The organism is Calidifontibacter terrae (assembly GCF_054778835.1).
In genome coordinates this window covers 205015-220864 of sequence record NZ_BAAGZF010000006.1, presented here as the reverse complement: position 1 = coordinate 220864, position 15850 = coordinate 205015, and the positions used below count along the sequence as shown (strand labels likewise).

Genomic DNA, 15850 nt, shown 5'->3' with positions numbered 1-15850 from the left:
CCAACGCCCCGCTGGGCCACCAGCAGATGTCAGGGAGTCGTCCGACGCAACCCTCCACTTCGCTCCACCGCCTGCCGGTTCGGACCCGCATTGAGGCATCTGTGCCCGAGATTGCGCGGAACCGAGGTGAGTGACGGTCGATGAGACAGGCTCCGCGACCCGATCCGAGCCAGATTTGCTCCACTCCACACCACCGACGCTGACCTGCGGAAACACCGAAATTAGTCGCCTCTGAACGACCTGAGGGGGCGACAAGTGGGGATTGGTGGAGTAAAGTGGAGGCATCAGGAGTAACCGGGCAGTGTGCGGGTGGAAAGGGGTGTGGCCATGACTTTGTTTCTGGGCACCCACCAGCCGCGTCTGGACGAGAAGGGCCGGATGTTCCTGCCGGCGAAGTTTCGCGACAAGTTGGCATCGGGGTTGGTGGTCACCCGTGGCCAGGAACGCTGCCTCTACATCTTCGCGATGGCTGACTTCGAGAAGCTCGCGGGCGAGATGGCCAACACGCCCGTCACCAATCGTGCCGTTCGTAACTTCCAGCGCGTGATGTTGTCGGCCGCTTCCGACGAGGTCCCCGACAAGCAGGGCCGCATCACCATTCCGGCGATCCTGCGCGACTACGCCGGGCTCTCCAAAGACTGCACGGTCATCGGCGCGGGCAACCGCGTGGAGCTGTGGGACACGACCGCGTGGAACGAGTTGCTCGCGGCAACCGAAGACGAATTCGCCGACCAGGCCCAGGAGGTGATTCCTGGCGGTCTGTTCTGACCTGCTGCTGAGCTGCGGCCTCCATCCGCTCCCGAGCGGTCGACATCACTTCCCCGGTGCCGACAGTTCTGGCGGCTGGGGACCGGAACCCAGCAGCAGAGCACCGATCGATCAGGAATCACTTCCCACCAGCCGCCCCCACCAACCCGAGGACGACGATGAGCGACGAACGGCCCGCAGCAGACCGGCATGTGCCGGTCATGCGCGACCGCATTGTCGAGTTGTTGGCGCCCGCCCTGGATTCGCCGCAGGCGGTCTATGTCGATGGGACCCTCGGCATGGGTGGCCACACCGAAGCAATCCTGACCGCCTGCCCGCAGGCCGTCGCGTACGGCGTCGATCGCGACACCGAGGCGCTGCGGTTGGCGGGGGAGCGGCTTGCACCGTTCGGTGACCGTTTCGTTCCGGTCCACGCCCGCTACGACGACGCGGTGCCGGCGCTCGCCGAGCTTGGGATCGACCACATCGACGCCTGCCTGTTCGACCTCGGCGTCTCCTCGTTGCAACTGGACGAGCAGGAGCGTGGGTTCGCCTACAGCCGCAGCGCCCCGCTGGACATGCGGATGGACCAGACCGAGTCGCTCACCGCCGCCGACGTGCTCGCCACCTACGACGAACGCGACATTGCTCGCATCCTGCGGGACTACGGCGAGGAGCGGTTCGCTGCGCGCGTCGCGCGGGCGGTCGTACGCCGTCGGGAAACCACGCCGATCGTCACCTCCGATGACCTCATGGAGGTGTTGCGCGCTGCCATCCCGGCTGCATCGCAGCGCACCGGCGGTCACCCCGGCAAACGCACGTTCCAGGCGTTGCGGATCGAAGTCAATGCCGAATTGGCGAGCTGGTCGGCAGCGCTGCCTGCCGCGATCGATGCACTCGCAGTCGGTGGCCGGGTAGCGGTGCTGTCCTACCACTCGCTCGAGGACCGCATCACCAAACGGGCGCTCGCCGAAGGCGCCCGCTCGACCGCCCCGGTCGGCCTTCCCGTGGAACTGCCCGAACACCAGCCGTACCTCAAGCTCCTCACCCGCGGTGCCGAACAGCCGCCGGAGACCGAGACCGCCACGAACCCCCGCGCTGCCTCCGCCCGGTTGCGCGCCGCCGAACGTCTTCGCCCCACGAAGGGAACCTCGCGATGAGCCAGATCGCCTCCGCCCGTCTGCCGCTGCGCCGCGCTCCGCGCGGAGCGAACCCGACCGCAACTCGCGCCCGCTTGAAGCTGGTCCAGCCGGCCGTGGCGCAGCAGTCCGGCATTGGCTTCGTCGTTCTCTGCGTGTCGCTGGTCGTCGCCGGTTTCCTGAGCGTGCTGTTGCTGAACACCGCGCGCGCCCAGCAGCAATACACGATCGACGACCTGCAATCTCAGACGTCGCGGCTGGCCGGCACCCAGCAGGAACTGAGCTCGGAGATCGACGCGCTGTCCGCGCCGCAGCAGTTGGCGCTCAAGGCACAGGAGATGGGCCTGGCCCCCGCCAGCAAGGTGACCTACGTCCGGGCATCTGATCGCCGGGTCGTCGGCGTGGCGAGCGGTGCAGCCGTGGGCTCCGCGTTTACCGTTGACACGCTGCCGACCACCCCGACCTCGAAGCTCGCCGGACTGGCGGTTTCGACGGCCGGTCAGTCGGTGGTGATTGCGGCACCGAAGCCCACGCTGGCTCCGGTGACGCAGGCGGAATCGGCTCCGGCCGTCCCGTCGCAGGCCCAGCAGAACACCACGAACAACGCTACGAAGAACACGCAGTCCAAGACGTCGGCGAAGCCGACCCCCGCGAGGTGACCAGTGACTCCTTCCCGTCCGACGGGGCAGCGACCCCCGACGAGCAAGCGGCCGACTTCGGCTGCCGGTGGACGAGGTGGGAAGCCGACGGCTCAGCGGCGATCGACGGATGCGCGTCCCGTCAGGAACGCCTCCGCCGGCAAGAGCAACTCAGCCGGTAAGAGCCCATCGGTCGACCTCACCCGTGAGCGACGCAGCCGCGCCGCATCAACCTCGGGAGGGTCGCGCGGTCCCCGGCGCCCCGAACCCGTACGCCTCGGGCTTGGGCATCCGCGTCGGCGCGCGCGGTTCCTGCTGGTCGCGGTGTTGATGGTGCTCACCGTTTTTGTTGCGCAACTGTTCCGGGTGCAGGGCATCGATGCTGCCGCCGTGGCCCAGAAGGCATTCGTCGAGCGGGCTCAGAAGCAGACCATCCCCTCCCTGCGCGGCGACATCGTCGACGCCAACGGCGTGGTGCTCGCGCGCTCGATTGAACGACGGAACGTGACCGCCGACCCGGTCGCAGCCAGCACCTACAAGGTGAAGGACCCGATCACTAAAACCCCGCGCACCGTCGGGCTGCAGGGCGTCGTCGACGCGATCGCTCCGATCGTCGGCGGTGATTCCGGGCAGATGCTCACCGCGCTGCAGCAGGCCAACGACAAGAAGCGCCGGTTCCTCTACCTGATCAAGGACATCTCGCCGGATCAGTGGAACAAGATCGCCGACCTGCAGATCCCGGGCATCTTCAGCGAGCGCACCGTGAAGCGTCAATACCCCCAGGGCACCTCCGTGTCGCCCCTGGTCGGCTGGGTGAACGGTGATGGCACCCCCGGTGGAGGCATCGAGCAGATGGACAACTCGGCCTTGAACGGCACCCCCGGTGTGCACCTCTATGAGCGCGCACCCGATGGCACAGTCATCGCGACCGCGAACAACTCCGACACCCCGGCAGTCGATGGCAAGGGCGTGCAGCTCACCATCGACAACGACCTGCAGTGGCAGGCCCAGAACCTCATCTCCTCGGCTGTCCAGAAGTCCGGCGCGCTGAGTGGCGACGCCGTGGTGATGGACCTCAAGGGCAACCTGTTGGCTGTCGCCAGCGCGCCCAGCTTCGACAACAACTCGATGTCGACGGCGACCGGCACCACGTTGCTGTCGCGACCGTTCAGCGAGGCGTTCGAGCCGGGTTCGACCAGCAAGGTCGTCACCATGTCGGCCGCGCTGGAAGAAGGCATTGCCACCCCGGCATCGCAGTACGTCGTGCCGAACCGGCTGCCGCGAGCCGGCAAGAACTTCAAAGACTCTGAGGAACACGGCACCGAAAACTTGACCGTTGCCGGGGTGCTGGCGAAGTCGTCCAATATCGGCACCATCGAGGTTGGCGAGAAGATGTCGCCCGCCACCCTGAGCTCCTATATGGCCAAGTTCGGACTGGGTCAGCCCACCGGGGTGAACTTCCCCGGTGAGCAGCGGGGCATCGTCAAGCCGTTTCAGAAGTGGAGCGGCAGCACCCGCTACACCGTGCTGTTCGGCCAGGGTCTTTCCAGCACCGCGGTCCAGCAGTTGGGTGTCTTCCAGACCATCGCCAACGGCGGCGTCCGCGAGCCGATCAAGCTGGTGAAGGGTGTCCAGAACGCCGATGGCAGCTACTCCGCCCCGGTCGACACCCGGAGCCCGCAACGGGTGGTTTCGCCGACCGTCGCCGCTGCGGTCACCAAGATGATGCAAGGTGTCATCGACGATCGAGGCACCGCCAAGAAGGCCGCCGTTCCCGGCTATAACGTCGCCGGTAAGACCGGAACCGCCGAGCGCTACGACGAGAGTCTGGGCCGCTACAACGGCTACACCGCATCCTTCATCGGTTTCGCGCCGGCGGAGAAGCCGCGCTACATCATCTCGGTGGTGCTGCAGCGTCCGAAGACGAGCATCTACGGTGGCGAGGTTGCCGCTCCCGTCTTCTCCCAGCTGATGCTGGCTGCCCTCCAGCGCGGCAAGGTTCCGCCCAGCACCACCAAGCCGGTGTTGTACGACCTCACTTACGACCCCTCGAAGGCCAAGAAATGATCGCGATGTCCCTGGCGCAGATTGCGTCGGCCGTGCAGGGGCGTCTCGTCCCACCGGGCAGCGGGGAGATGGTGGTTGATGGGCCGGTCGTGTCGGACTCGCGGGTCGCAGGGCCGGGGGGCCTTTACGTCGCCCGGGTCGGTGAGTTCGCCGACGGACACGACTTCGCCGGTTCCGCGCAGCGGGCCGGCGCCGTTGCGACCCTGGGGTCGCGAGCGATCGACGGCATGCCGACCGTGGTCGTCGACGACGTACAACATGCGTTTGGTGTGCTGGCACGCGCGGTCATCGACGCGGCCGCCGACCTCACGGTCATCGGGATCACCGGAAGCTCCGGCAAGACCTCCACCAAGGACCTGCTGGGTCAGGTCCTCAGCCCGCTCGCGCCCACCGTGGTGCCGGAAGGCTCGCTGAACTCAGAGATGGGCGTTCCGCTGACCGTCTGCCGGGTCACCACGCACACGCGGTATCTCGTCGCCGAGATGGGCGCCAACGGTCTCGGCCACATCGCCTACCTCACCGGGATCGCCCCGCCGCAGGTCGGGATTGTGCTCAATGTCGGTCGCGCCCACGTGGGGGAGTTCGGATCGGTCGAGGGCATTGCCCGAACCAAGGGTGAGCTCGTCGAAGCCCTCCCGGCCGATGGTCTGGCTGTGCTCAACGCCGACGATCCGATGGTGCGCGCGATGGCGCCTCGTACGACCGCGAAGGTGGTGCTGGTCGGCACCAGTGACGACGCCGACCTGCGCGCCACGGAGATCGCCCTCGACGACCGCAGCCGTGCCACGTTCACGGTGCTGGGCGACGGGGCACCCCGGCGGATCACCCTCGGTCTGTTCGGCAGCCACCACGTCGGCAACGCGCTGGCGGTCTACGCCACCGCCCGCCACCTCGGCGTTCCGGCCGACGACATCGTCCGCAGTCTGCAGAGCGCGACCCCGGTCAGCCGCTGGCGGATGGAAGTCCACGAACTGAGCAGTGGTGTCACGATCGTCAACGACGCCTACAACGCGAACCCGGACTCGATGGGCGCTGCGCTGCGCGCCTTGGCCGGCATGACGACCTCCGGTCGGCGGATCGCGGTCCTGGGACAGATGCTGGAACTCGGCGACGCCTCAGCGCAGGAACACCGCGGTGTGGGCGAGATTGTTGCCGCCCTCGGCATCGACCTACTCGTGACGGTGGGCGCTGGCGCCGACCTGATCGGCGCGGGCGCCGGTTCGTCGGTGGAGGTTATCCACGTCGACGATGTCGACGCGGCCTTTGACCTGATCACCGGGCAGACACGCCGGGGCGACGTCGTGCTGTTGAAGTCCAGTCGAGACAGTGGTCTGCGATACCTTGGCGATCGAATTGTCGACGCAGATGGAAAGGCCCAGCAGTGAAGGCCATTTTGATCGGGGCGCTCGTGGCGCTCGTCACCGGCCTGGTGGGCACCCCGACCTTCATCAAATTCTTGGTACGCCGCGGATATGGGCAGTTCATCCGCGATGACGGTCCGACCACCCACCACACCAAACGTGGCACCCCCACGATGGGTGGTGCGGTGATCATCATGGGCTGTGTCCTGGGCTATTTCATCGCCCACCTGGTTCTGTGGACCGTGCCGTCGGCGTCGGGTCTGCTGGTGATGTATCTCCTGGTCGGTCTCGGACTGGTCGGGTTCGCCGATGACTGGACCAAGATCAGCAAACAGCGGTCGTTGGGTCTGCGAGCCTGGCAAAAGCTCACCGCGCAGACATTTATCGGCGTCACCTTTGCGGTGATGGCGGTGCACTTCCCTGACGTCGGCGGCCGCACCCCGGCCAGTTTCCACGTCTCGTTCGTGCGCGACACCTGGTTCAACTTCGCTTTCGCCGGAACCGGTTTGGCGACCGTGCTGTTCGTGCTGTGGGCAAACCTGATGATCGCCGGCACCTCCAACGGGACCAACCTCACCGACGGTCTCGACGGTCTGCTCACCGGAGCCAGCGTGATGGTTTTCGCCGCGTACACCCTGATCAGCATCTGGCAGTTCAACCAGAACTGCGAATGGATCGGCAGCAACAAGTGCTACGACGTACGCGACCCACACGACCTCGCGTTGGTGTCAGCCTGCGTCATGGGCGCGTGTTTCGGCTTCCTGTGGTGGAACGCGTCGCCGGCCAAAATCTTCATGGGCGACACCGGTTCGCTCGCGCTGGGTGGCGCCCTCGCCGGCCTGGCGATCTGCACCCGTACCGAACTGCTCGTCGTGGTGCTCGGTGGCCTGTTCGTGATGGAGACCCTGTCGGTGATCATCCAGGTCGGGTCGTTCAAATCCCGGGGTAAACGGGTGTTCCGAATGGCACCCATTCATCACCACTTCGAGATGCTCGGGTGGGAACAGATCACCGTGACGATCCGGTTCTGGATCATTGCCGGATTGTGCGTCGCTCTCGGCCTCGGTTTGTTCTATGCCGAGTGGGTCGTCGGAGCATGACCGAGCCGAAGCACTGGCCGGTAGACCCTTCGTACGAACCCCGCGGCGGCGACCGCGATCTCACTCACGGCGACGCCGACTGGTCGGGCTTGCAGGTGGTGGTGATGGGCCTCGGCCTGAGCGGGTTCGCCGCGGCGGATGCGTTGCTCGAGCGCGGGGCGCAGGTCACCGTGCTGTCCACCGACGAGTCGCCGACCGTCGCCGAGCGAGCCCACATCCTCGACATCCTCGGGGGAGTGGTGCGCTTCGGCGCCGACCACCAGCAGCAGGTTCCCGAGGGCACCGAACTTGTCGTTACCTCGCCCGGGGTCCGGCCGACGCATCCCTTGATGGTCGACGCGCAAGAGCGCGGGGTGCCCGTCTGGGGAGAAGTCGAGCTCGCGTGGCGAATGCGCCGGCGTGAGGGCGCGGCGCCCTGGCTGACGATCACCGGCACCAACGGCAAGACCACGGCCGTCACAATGCTGGAGTCGATCCTGCGAGCCGGCGGCCTGCGGGCGACCGCGGCAGGAAACGTCGGATTGCCGATCCTTGAAGCAGTGCTCCACCCCGAGCCCTATGACGTGATCGCCGTCGAACTGTCCAGCTTCCAACTTCATTGGTCGCGCAGCATCTCGCCGTTCGCGTCCTGCTGTCTGAACGTCGAACCGGACCACCTCGACTGGCACGGCTCGTTCGAGGAATACCGCCGCCAGAAGGGCAGGGTCTACGACCGAACCCAGGTGGCGTGCATCTACAACGTCGACGAGTCGGTCACCGAACAGTTGGTGATGGACGCCGAGGTGGTCGACGGTTGCCGTGCCGTTGGGTTCACGTTGGGCATGCCCCACCCGTCGATGCTCGGCATCGTCGAGGACGTCCTTGCCGACCGAGCATTCGTTGACGACCGTCAACGCAATGCCGCCGAGTTGTGCCAACTTGGCGACCTCGGGCTAGACGGGGCACCACCGGCGCCCCACTATGTCAGCGACGCACTGGCGGCTGCGGCCCTGGCCCGAGCGTTCGGCGTACGCCCGCTGGCGGTTCGTGACGGCCTGCGCGCCTACCGTCCGCAGCCGCATCGGCTGGCGATGGTCGCGACCCGTGCGGGGGTGCGTTGGATCGATGATTCGAAGGCGACGAATCCGCCGGCCGCCGACGCCGCGCTGCGGGCATTCGACCCGGTGGTCTGGATCGCCGGTGGCCAACTCAAGGGCGCCGACGTCGATGATCTGGTGCGCAAGCACGCCCACCGGTTGCGGGCAGCGGTGCTGCTCGGCGCCGACCGGCAGGCCATCGGCGAGGCAATCGCGCGACACGCGCCGGATGTTCCGGTGGTCGTCGTTGACGACACCGACACTGGGGTCATGAACGAGGTCGTACGCCATGCCGCGGGCTTTGCCCACGACGGTGATGTGGTGCTGTTGTCGCCCGCAGCGGCCTCCCTCGACATGTTCCCTTCGTACGCTGCCCGCGGCGACGCGTTCGCCGCAGCGGTGCACGCCCTCGACGAAACAGCCTGAGTCATGACCGCTGATTCACCGGGACAGTTCGCCCGTTTCGATTGGCGCGCGACCTTGGCGCGGATGGAGTCGCCGACTGCGCCCTATTACCTGCTGCTGGGCGCGACATCGTTGCTGACGGTGTTCGGGCTGATCATGGTTCTTTCGGCCTCGAGCGTCACCTCGTATCAATCGAGCGGATCTTCCTACACCGTTTTTCTGAACCAGCTCACCTTCGCCGTGATCGGCGTCGTCGTCGCGTTCGTCGCGTCCCGGATCCGGGTGAGTTGGTGGAAACGCCTCGCGCTGCCGGCCTATGCGGTGGCGGTTCTGGCGCAGTTCTTGGTGTTCACCAGCTTGGGCGTCTCCCGCCTCGGCAACCAGAACTGGATCGCGTTCGGTGGAGTCACCGCGCAGCCTTCGGAGTTCGGCAAGCTCGCCCTGGTGTTGATCTCCTCCGGCATTCTGATGCTGAAGCGAAAGCGCCTGCTGGAAGCCAAACACGTCGTCATCCCGTTGGTGCCGGTCGTTCTGCTGTTCCTCGCTCTGGTGATGATGGGCCACGACCTCGGAACGGCCCTGGTGCTGCTCGGGATTGTCGCCTCGATCATGTTCGTCTCCGGGATTCGGATGCGCTTCTTCGCCGGCGCAGCTGTCGCCGCCGCAGCTGCGGTGACCGTCTTCGTGATGACCTCAGGCAACCGCACCGGCCGGATCGATGCCTGGCTCGGCAGTTGCCCGACCAGCACCTCCGCCGGCTGCTGGCAGCGTGTTCACGGCCAATACGCGTTGGCCGACGGTGGCTGGTTCGGTGTCGGGCTGGGGGCGAGCCGGGAAAAATGGTCGTGGTTGCCCGAGGCCCACAATGACTTCATTTTTGCCGTCATCGGCGAGGAGCTCGGCCTCCCCGGAACCCTCACCGTGCTCGCGCTTTATGCCGCGATCGCCTACGCCTGTTACCGCCTGATCGCGACCAGCAAGGACTACTTCGTCCGGCTCGCCACCACGGGCGTCATGACCTGGATCTTGTTGCAGGCCCTGGTCAACATCGCCTCGGTGATCGGGTTGCTGCCGATCATCGGTGTCCCGTTGCCGCTGATTTCCTCCGGTGGTTCGGCGTTGGTGATGAACCTGCTCGGGCTCGGCATGGTGCTGTCTTTTGCGCGCAACGAACCGGAATGCAAGGCCGCCTTGGCGCAGCGCCCGAGGTTGGTCGCCCGCACCCGGGCTGTGCTGCCAACCGGCCGCCGCGGACAATGACTGCATGACCTCTTCGATCCGCAGCGTCCTGTTGGCCGGCGGTGGCACCGCTGGCCACGTCTCGCCGCTTCTCGCTACTGCTGATGCCCTTCGTGAACGCCACCCCGACATCACCATTCGGGTCCTCGGCAGCGAGGGCGGCTTGGAGGAGGAACTCGTTCCGGCCCGGGGCTATCAGCTCTCATTGATTCCGAAGGTCGCCTTCCCTCGTCGGCCCAACGCGGCCGCCCTGCGCTTTCCGGGCAAGTTCCGTGCAGCGGTGAAATACACCCGCGCCGTCATGGATGAGATTGATGCGGCAGTCGTCGTCGGGTTCGGTGGCCACGTCAGCACCCCCGCCTATCTCGGTGCGCGCGGTCGAGTGCCGTTCGTGATCCACGAACAGAACGCCCGTCCGGGGCTCGCAAACCGGCTCGGCGCTCGAATGACCCCGTACGTCGCCACCACCTTCTCCAGCACTCCCTTGCCCCACGCGCAGGTCATCGGGTTGCCCTTGCGCCGCGAGATCAGCGGTCTCGACCGCTCAGCAGGCCGCGCGGCGGCTCGCGCCGGGTTCGGTCTCGACCCCGATCGTCCGACGCTGTTGGTGACAGGTGGCTCGTTGGGTGCGATCTCGCTGAACGAAGCAACCTGGGGAGCGCGCGACGCATTGTCCGCGGCGGGGGTGCAGGTTTTGCATGTCACCGGCCGTGGCAAGGCGATTGATGTAAGCGACCGTCCCGCTGGCGCCGCGCCCTACGTCGTTCTTGACTACGCCGACCGGATGGACCTCTGCTACGCCGCCGCCGACCTGGTCGTTGCTCGTGCAGGTGCGGGCATGGTGTGTGAGACGAGCGCGGTGGGCCTGCCGTCGGTGTTCGTCCCGCTGCCGATTGGTAACGGAGAACAGAACCTGAACGCCGCGGACGCGGTCGCCGCGGGTGGCGCATTTCTGGTCGCCAACGACGACTTCACCTCAGGCTGGGTCACCGACCACCTGGTCCCGTTGATCACTGACGCTGATCGTCTGGCCACCATGGGTTCGGCGATGGCGGCGCAGCAGCATGCTGGAGCGGCCGATGCCCTGGTCGATCTTGTCGAGCGCGCTGTGCAGGAGACGAAGTGAGTGACGGCGTCAACGAACGGTTCGACTTCGCGGTTGAACTGCCCGACATCAAGCTGACTCAGCACGCCCATTTCATCGCGATCGGTGGCTCGGGTATGTCCGGTGTCGCCAGGTTGATGATGGCCCGCGGGGTGCAGGTGAGCGGTTCAGACAACGCGGAGTCGCCGGTGCTCGACAAACTTCGGGCGGCGGGCGCAGCAGTCGCCGTCGGCAACAGCGCCGACAACCTGGTCGGCCTGCCAGATACCGCGATCGTCGTCATCTCGTCGGCGATCACCGAGGACAACCCCGAGCTGGCGGCGGCGCGATCGCGTGGCCTGCAGGTGCTGCACCGCGCTCAGGCCCTGGCGATGACCATGGGTGGCCGCGTCGGTCTGGCGGTGGCCGGTGCGAACGGCAAGACCACAACCTCCGGAATGGCAGTTGCCGCGTTGCGTGCGCTCGGCGAAGACCCGTCGTTCGCGATCGGTGCCGAGATTGTCGGGATCGGAGCGAACTCAGGCGTGGGCGCGGGCGCGGCGTTCGTCGTAGAAGCCGACGAGAGCGACGGCTCGTTCGTCGTTTACCGGCCACGCATCGCCATCGTCACCAGCGTGCGCGATGACCACCTCGACTTTTACGGCACGACCGAAAACCTGCAGCAGGCGTATCGCGACTTCGTCGACACGATTGAGCCCGGCGGGTTGTTGGTGGTCTGCGCTGATGACCCGGGGGCGGCAGATCTCGGCCGGTGGGCCGCCGCTGCGCAGCGGCGGGTGATCACCTACGGCGTTGCCGAGGGCGCCGATGTGTCTATCGCTGACTTGTCCGAGCGTGGCTGGTCCGGACGGGCAACCCTGCGCAATAGCGGGGGTGAACCGATTCAACTTCAAGTTGAGGTTCCAGGTCTCCATAACCTGCAGAACGCGGCCGGCGTCGTCGCCGCGCTGATCCACGGCCTCGGTCTCCCCGAAGCTGACGCCGTTGCTTCCGTCGCCGCGTTCCGGGGGACCTCCCGTCGATCTGAACTCAAGGGTGAGGTCGGCGGCGTTCGAGTCGTCGACGACTACGCCCACAACGGGGGCAAGCTGGCCGCGATGGTGGCCAGTGGTAGGAGCCTGCGAGGAGCGGGGCGCTTGGTGGCCGTGTTTCAGCCGCACCTCTACTCGCGCACCCGAGACCAGGCGGATGCGATGGCGCGTGCCCTCGATGGCGCAGACGTGGCAATCGTCATGGATATATACGGCGCGCGTGAGCAGCCGATGCCAGGAGTTTCCAGCGATCTCATCGCCGCCGCGATGACCCGACCCTGCACCCGAACACACAGCGCCCAGGAGACGGTCGATCTGGTAGCGGCAATCGTTCGACCGGGTGACCTGGTCATCACCATCGGAGCCGGCGACGTGACACAGCTCGGACCACGGATCCTGGACCGCCTGAAGCAGTCAACCTCAACAACAACGTGACAGTCGCGCGGTGCCCTGTCACCGCGTAGTATGCGGGCGAGCACGTCGCCCCGACCCCCAACAATCCGGAAGGTCAACTTTCGTGGCATCCCCCCAGAACTACCTCGCTGTGATCAAGGTCGTCGGCATCGGCGGTGGCGGTGTGAACGCCGTCAACCGGATGATCGAGGTCGGGTTGAAGGGCGTCGAGTTCATTGCGATCAACACCGACGCCCAAGCGCTCCTCATGTGTGACGCCGACGTCAAGCTCGAGGTCGGCCGTGAGCTGACCCGTGGCCTCGGCGCTGGCGCCGACCCGGAGGTCGGCAAGAAGGCCGCCGAGGATCATTCCGAGGAGATCGAGGAGGTCCTCAAGGGGGCCGACATGGTCTTCGTCACCGCAGGTGAGGGCGGCGGAACGGGCACCGGTGGTGCACCTGTCGTCGCCAAGATCGCCAAGAGTCTCGGCGCGCTGACGATCGGTGTGGTCACCCGTCCGTTCACCTTCGAAGGTCGCCGCCGCGCCGGTCAGGCCGACCTCGGTATCAACGCGCTGCGCGACGAGGTCGACACCCTCATCGTGATCCCGAACGATCGACTGTTGTCGATCAGCGACCGCAACGTGTCGATGCTCGACGCCTTCCGCAGCGCCGACCAGGTGCTGCTGTCTGGTGTTCAGGGCATCACCGACCTGATCACGACCCCGGGTCTGATCAACCTCGACTTCGCCGACGTGAAGTCGGTCATGCAGGGTGCCGGTTCCGCTCTGATGGGCATCGGTTCGGCCCGTGGCGAGGACCGTGCGGTCCAGGCCGCCGAGTTTGCGATCTCCAGCCCGCTGCTTGAAGCCAGCATCGACGGCGCCCAGGGCGTGCTGCTCTCGATCCAGGGTGGTTCCGACCTCGGTCTCTTCGAGATCAACGAGGCGGCCCGCTTGGTTCAGGAAGCCGCTCACCCCGAGGCGAACATCATCTTCGGTGCGGTCATCGACGACGCCCTCGGCGACGAGGTGCGTGTCACCGTCATCGCCGCCGGCTTCGATGGTGGTTCGCCGACCAAGCGTCCTGACGACCGTGGCCTCGGCCAGGTCCAGGGTGGCCCGCAGCGTCGTGACGCTTCGGCTCCGCGCGGCCAGGCCCCGGCTCAGGGTGCAAACGGTGCCTCGGCAGCGGACGCCGGCAATCAGCAGCCGCAGCAGGTCCGACCGGCCGGCCAGCAGGCTCCGGCGGCCCAGCCGCAGCAGCCCGTCCAGCAGTCGGTTCAGCAAGGCCAGCCTGCCGGTCAGGGTGAGCGTCCGGCGCAGGCCCCGGGCCAGGTGCAGCAGGCCGCCACCTCGCGCCCGCCGCGTGAGGTCACCTTCGACGACGGTGACGACGACCTGGACGTGCCCGACTTCCTGAAGTAACAGATGTTTTGGTGGCGTGTAGAACGCGAGGTTGGCGACGGTGTCGTCGACCTCGCGTTCACGCATACCCAGGGTGGGGTGAGCGGGGCCGGATGGTCCTCGCTGAATCTCGGGGCTCATGTCGGTGACGACCCAAGCGCCGTCGCCGAGAACCGGCGCCGGGTCGCTCACGAGATGCGGCGTGATGAATCGCAGCTGCGATTCATGAGTCAGGTTCACGGCAACGAGGTGGCCGTCCTCCCGCAAGCGGTTCCGCCGACCTGTGACGCTCAGATCAGCGATTCGGCTGATGACTTGTTGGTTGTCCTGGTGGCCGACTGCACTCCGGTCCTTCTGTACGACACGCAGTCGCCGCTCATCGCGGCGGTTCACTCAGGTCGGCCCGGAATGACCGCCGGCGTCGTCCCGGCGGCCGTACGCCGATTGCGCGAACTCGGCGCCCGCGACCTGCAGGCCGTCGTCGGCCCGTCGGTCTGCGGCCGTTGCTACGAGGTGCCTGCTCAGATGCGTGACGCCGCGGCTGCTGTGGCACCGGCTAGCGCTGCCGTGTCCTGGAGCGGAACCCCGGCCATCGATGTCGCGGCGGGTGTGGTGTCGCAACTGCACGCCGACGAGGTCCCGCTGACCTGGGTTGCTGGCTGCACCCGCGAGAACGAGCAGCTCTTCTCCCATCGCCGGGATCCGGGCGCTGGCCGGTTCGCCGGAGTGATTGGTCGGCGACCGCGATGAGCGACCCACGAACCACCGAGTTGCAGCAGCGGCTCGAGACCGTACGACACCGCATCGCCCGCGCGGCCGAGGCTGCGGGCCGCGACGCAGCTGAGATCTGCCTGGTGGTTGTCACCAAATACTTCCCGGCAGACGACGTGCGCCGACTGGTCGAGCTCGGCGTCAGCGACATCGGCGAGAACAAGGACCAGGAAGCAGCCGCGAAGATCGCCGAGCTGAGCGAGGCCGACCGCGCTGAGCTTCGGGTCCACTTCATTGGTCAGCTGCAGTCGAACAAGGCCGGCCACGTGGCGAGCTATGCCGATGTCGTCCATTCGGTGGATCGGCCGAAGATCGCCCGTGCGCTGGCGCGGGGCGCCGAACGCGCCGGTCGGCAGTTGCAGGTTCTTCTGCAGGTCGATCTCGACGGCAATGACCCCGGCCGCGGGGGAGTGCTTCCCGGCGCGGACCTGCAGACACTGATCGAGACCGTCGAGCAGGAGCAAACTCTGGAACTGTGCGGTCTGATGGCTGTGGCCCCCCGTGGCGAAGATCCGGCGGTCGCGTTCGCACGTCTGCAGCGGCACGCGGCCGACCTACAGCGACAGATTGGCTCGGCGCGCTGGATCTCCGCGGGGATGAGCGGCGACTTGGAGCAGGCAGTGGCTGCGGGCGCGACCCACCTGCGCGTTGGCAGCGCGATCCTGGGCTCTCGCCCCGCTCAATGAAAGCGGTTCGGATCATCGTTCGACACGCCCGCGTGTCGGGTTGGTAATCCCCGGGATCGGCGCGACCGGCCGGTAGCGTCAGCGGCGACCACCGGACGAACGGCGGGTTGCGCTCGGCGCCTCCGCCGGACAATGCAAGGAGCTTGGAGATGGCAGGCGCACTGCGCAAGACCATGGCCTACCTCGGCTTGGCCGAAGAGGACCACCGCTACACCGAGGACTACGCCCACTACGAGGAGTCGTACGACGACCAGGGCCACCCGGTTCAGGCTCACGGCTACGACGACTACACCGAGTCCGGCTTTGGTTCCGAGGACGAGATCGAAGCTCGTCCCGCTCCGGTCACCCAGTTGCACAAGTCTCCCGTGGCCCCGGTCGCGGCACGCCCCAAGGCAGGCGACATGAGCCGTATCAACGCGATCCACCCGCGGACCTACAACGAGGCCAAGCAGATTGGCGAGAGCTTCCGCGATGGCGTTCCGGTGATCATGAACCTGTCCGACATGGACGACACCGATGCCAAGCGCCTCGTTGACTTCGCCGCGGGCTTGGTCTTTGGACTACAGGGCACCATCGAGCGCGTGACCGCGAAGGTCTTCTTGCTGTCCCCGTCGGGTGTCGAGGTTGCGACGTCCGGTAGCGACGCGAAGTCCGGGCGCGGCCTGTTCAACCAGAGCTGATTGATGC

The 15850-nt window shown here is 66.7% G+C and carries 14 protein-coding genes; all 14 read left to right on the top strand.

Annotated elements, in window-relative coordinates; all coding sequences use genetic code 11:
* Positions 1-333 precede the first annotated feature (333 nt).
* The 14 genes from mraZ (at position 334) to ACYU98_RS09210 (ending at position 15843) form a co-directional block, all read left to right on the top strand.
* Entirely contained in the window at positions 334-768 is a 435-nt protein-coding gene (mraZ, locus tag ACYU98_RS09275; protein ID WP_460468354.1) for a division/cell wall cluster transcriptional repressor MraZ, read from the top strand.
* Positions 769-926: 158 nt separating this feature from the next.
* Positions 927-1907 carry a 16S rRNA (cytosine(1402)-N(4))-methyltransferase RsmH gene (gene rsmH / locus ACYU98_RS09270; RefSeq protein ID WP_460467924.1) on the top strand — a complete coding sequence of 327 codons (981 nt, stop codon included), beginning with the start codon at positions 927-929 and terminating at the stop codon, positions 1905-1907.
* A complete protein-coding gene (locus ACYU98_RS09265; protein WP_460467923.1) occupies positions 1904-2545 on the top strand; it encodes a hypothetical protein in 642 nt (213 codons plus the stop codon). The genes rsmH and ACYU98_RS09265 overlap by 4 nt, the downstream gene beginning before the upstream one ends.
* 3 nt (positions 2546-2548) lie before the next feature.
* Positions 2549-4591, top strand: coding sequence for a peptidoglycan D,D-transpeptidase FtsI family protein (locus ACYU98_RS09260; protein ID WP_460467922.1), 2043 nt, complete (start codon positions 2549-2551; stop codon positions 4589-4591).
* Positions 4588-5976, top strand: coding sequence for a UDP-N-acetylmuramoyl-tripeptide--D-alanyl-D-alanine ligase (locus ACYU98_RS09255; RefSeq protein WP_460467921.1), 1389 nt, complete (start codon positions 4588-4590; stop codon positions 5974-5976). Before ACYU98_RS09260 ends, ACYU98_RS09255 begins: the two co-directional genes overlap by 4 nt.
* Complete coding sequence (gene mraY, locus ACYU98_RS09250) at positions 5973-7052, top strand: phospho-N-acetylmuramoyl-pentapeptide-transferase (RefSeq protein ID WP_460467920.1); 1080 nt, start codon at positions 5973-5975, stop codon at positions 7050-7052. Before ACYU98_RS09255 ends, mraY begins: the two co-directional genes overlap by 4 nt.
* Positions 7049-8554 (top strand): UDP-N-acetylmuramoyl-L-alanine--D-glutamate ligase, encoded by a 1506-nt coding sequence (gene murD / locus ACYU98_RS09245; RefSeq protein WP_460467919.1) that lies wholly within the window; start codon positions 7049-7051, stop codon positions 8552-8554. The genes mraY and murD overlap by 4 nt, the downstream gene beginning before the upstream one ends.
* Before the next feature lie 3 nt (positions 8555-8557).
* Positions 8558-9793, top strand: coding sequence for a putative lipid II flippase FtsW (ftsW, locus tag ACYU98_RS09240; protein WP_460467918.1), 1236 nt, complete (start codon positions 8558-8560; stop codon positions 9791-9793).
* Positions 9794-9797: 4 nt separating this feature from the next.
* Complete coding sequence (locus ACYU98_RS09235) at positions 9798-10898, top strand: UDP-N-acetylglucosamine--N-acetylmuramyl-(pentapeptide) pyrophosphoryl-undecaprenol N-acetylglucosamine transferase (RefSeq protein ID WP_460467917.1); 1101 nt, start codon at positions 9798-9800, stop codon at positions 10896-10898.
* Positions 10895-12343 (top strand): UDP-N-acetylmuramate--L-alanine ligase, encoded by a 1449-nt coding sequence (gene murC / locus ACYU98_RS09230; protein ID WP_460467916.1) that lies wholly within the window; start codon positions 10895-10897, stop codon positions 12341-12343. Before ACYU98_RS09235 ends, murC begins: the two co-directional genes overlap by 4 nt.
* Before the next feature lie 82 nt (positions 12344-12425).
* Positions 12426-13727 carry a cell division protein FtsZ gene (gene ftsZ / locus ACYU98_RS09225; protein WP_460467915.1) on the top strand — a complete coding sequence of 434 codons (1302 nt, stop codon included), beginning with the start codon at positions 12426-12428 and terminating at the stop codon, positions 13725-13727.
* A 78-nt stretch (positions 13728-13805) separates the two neighbouring features.
* On the top strand, positions 13806-14456 hold the full coding sequence (locus ACYU98_RS09220; protein WP_460467914.1) for a polyphenol oxidase family protein: 651 nt from the start codon (positions 13806-13808) through the stop codon (positions 14454-14456).
* Positions 14453-15163: a YggS family pyridoxal phosphate-dependent enzyme gene (locus ACYU98_RS09215; RefSeq protein ID WP_460467913.1), complete on the top strand. Its 711-nt coding sequence runs from the start codon at positions 14453-14455 to the stop codon at positions 15161-15163. The genes ACYU98_RS09220 and ACYU98_RS09215 overlap by 4 nt, the downstream gene beginning before the upstream one ends.
* 149 nt (positions 15164-15312) lie before the next feature.
* Entirely contained in the window at positions 15313-15843 is a 531-nt protein-coding gene (locus tag ACYU98_RS09210; protein ID WP_460467912.1) for a cell division protein SepF, read from the top strand.
* The last annotated feature ends 7 nt before the right edge of the window (positions 15844-15850 follow it).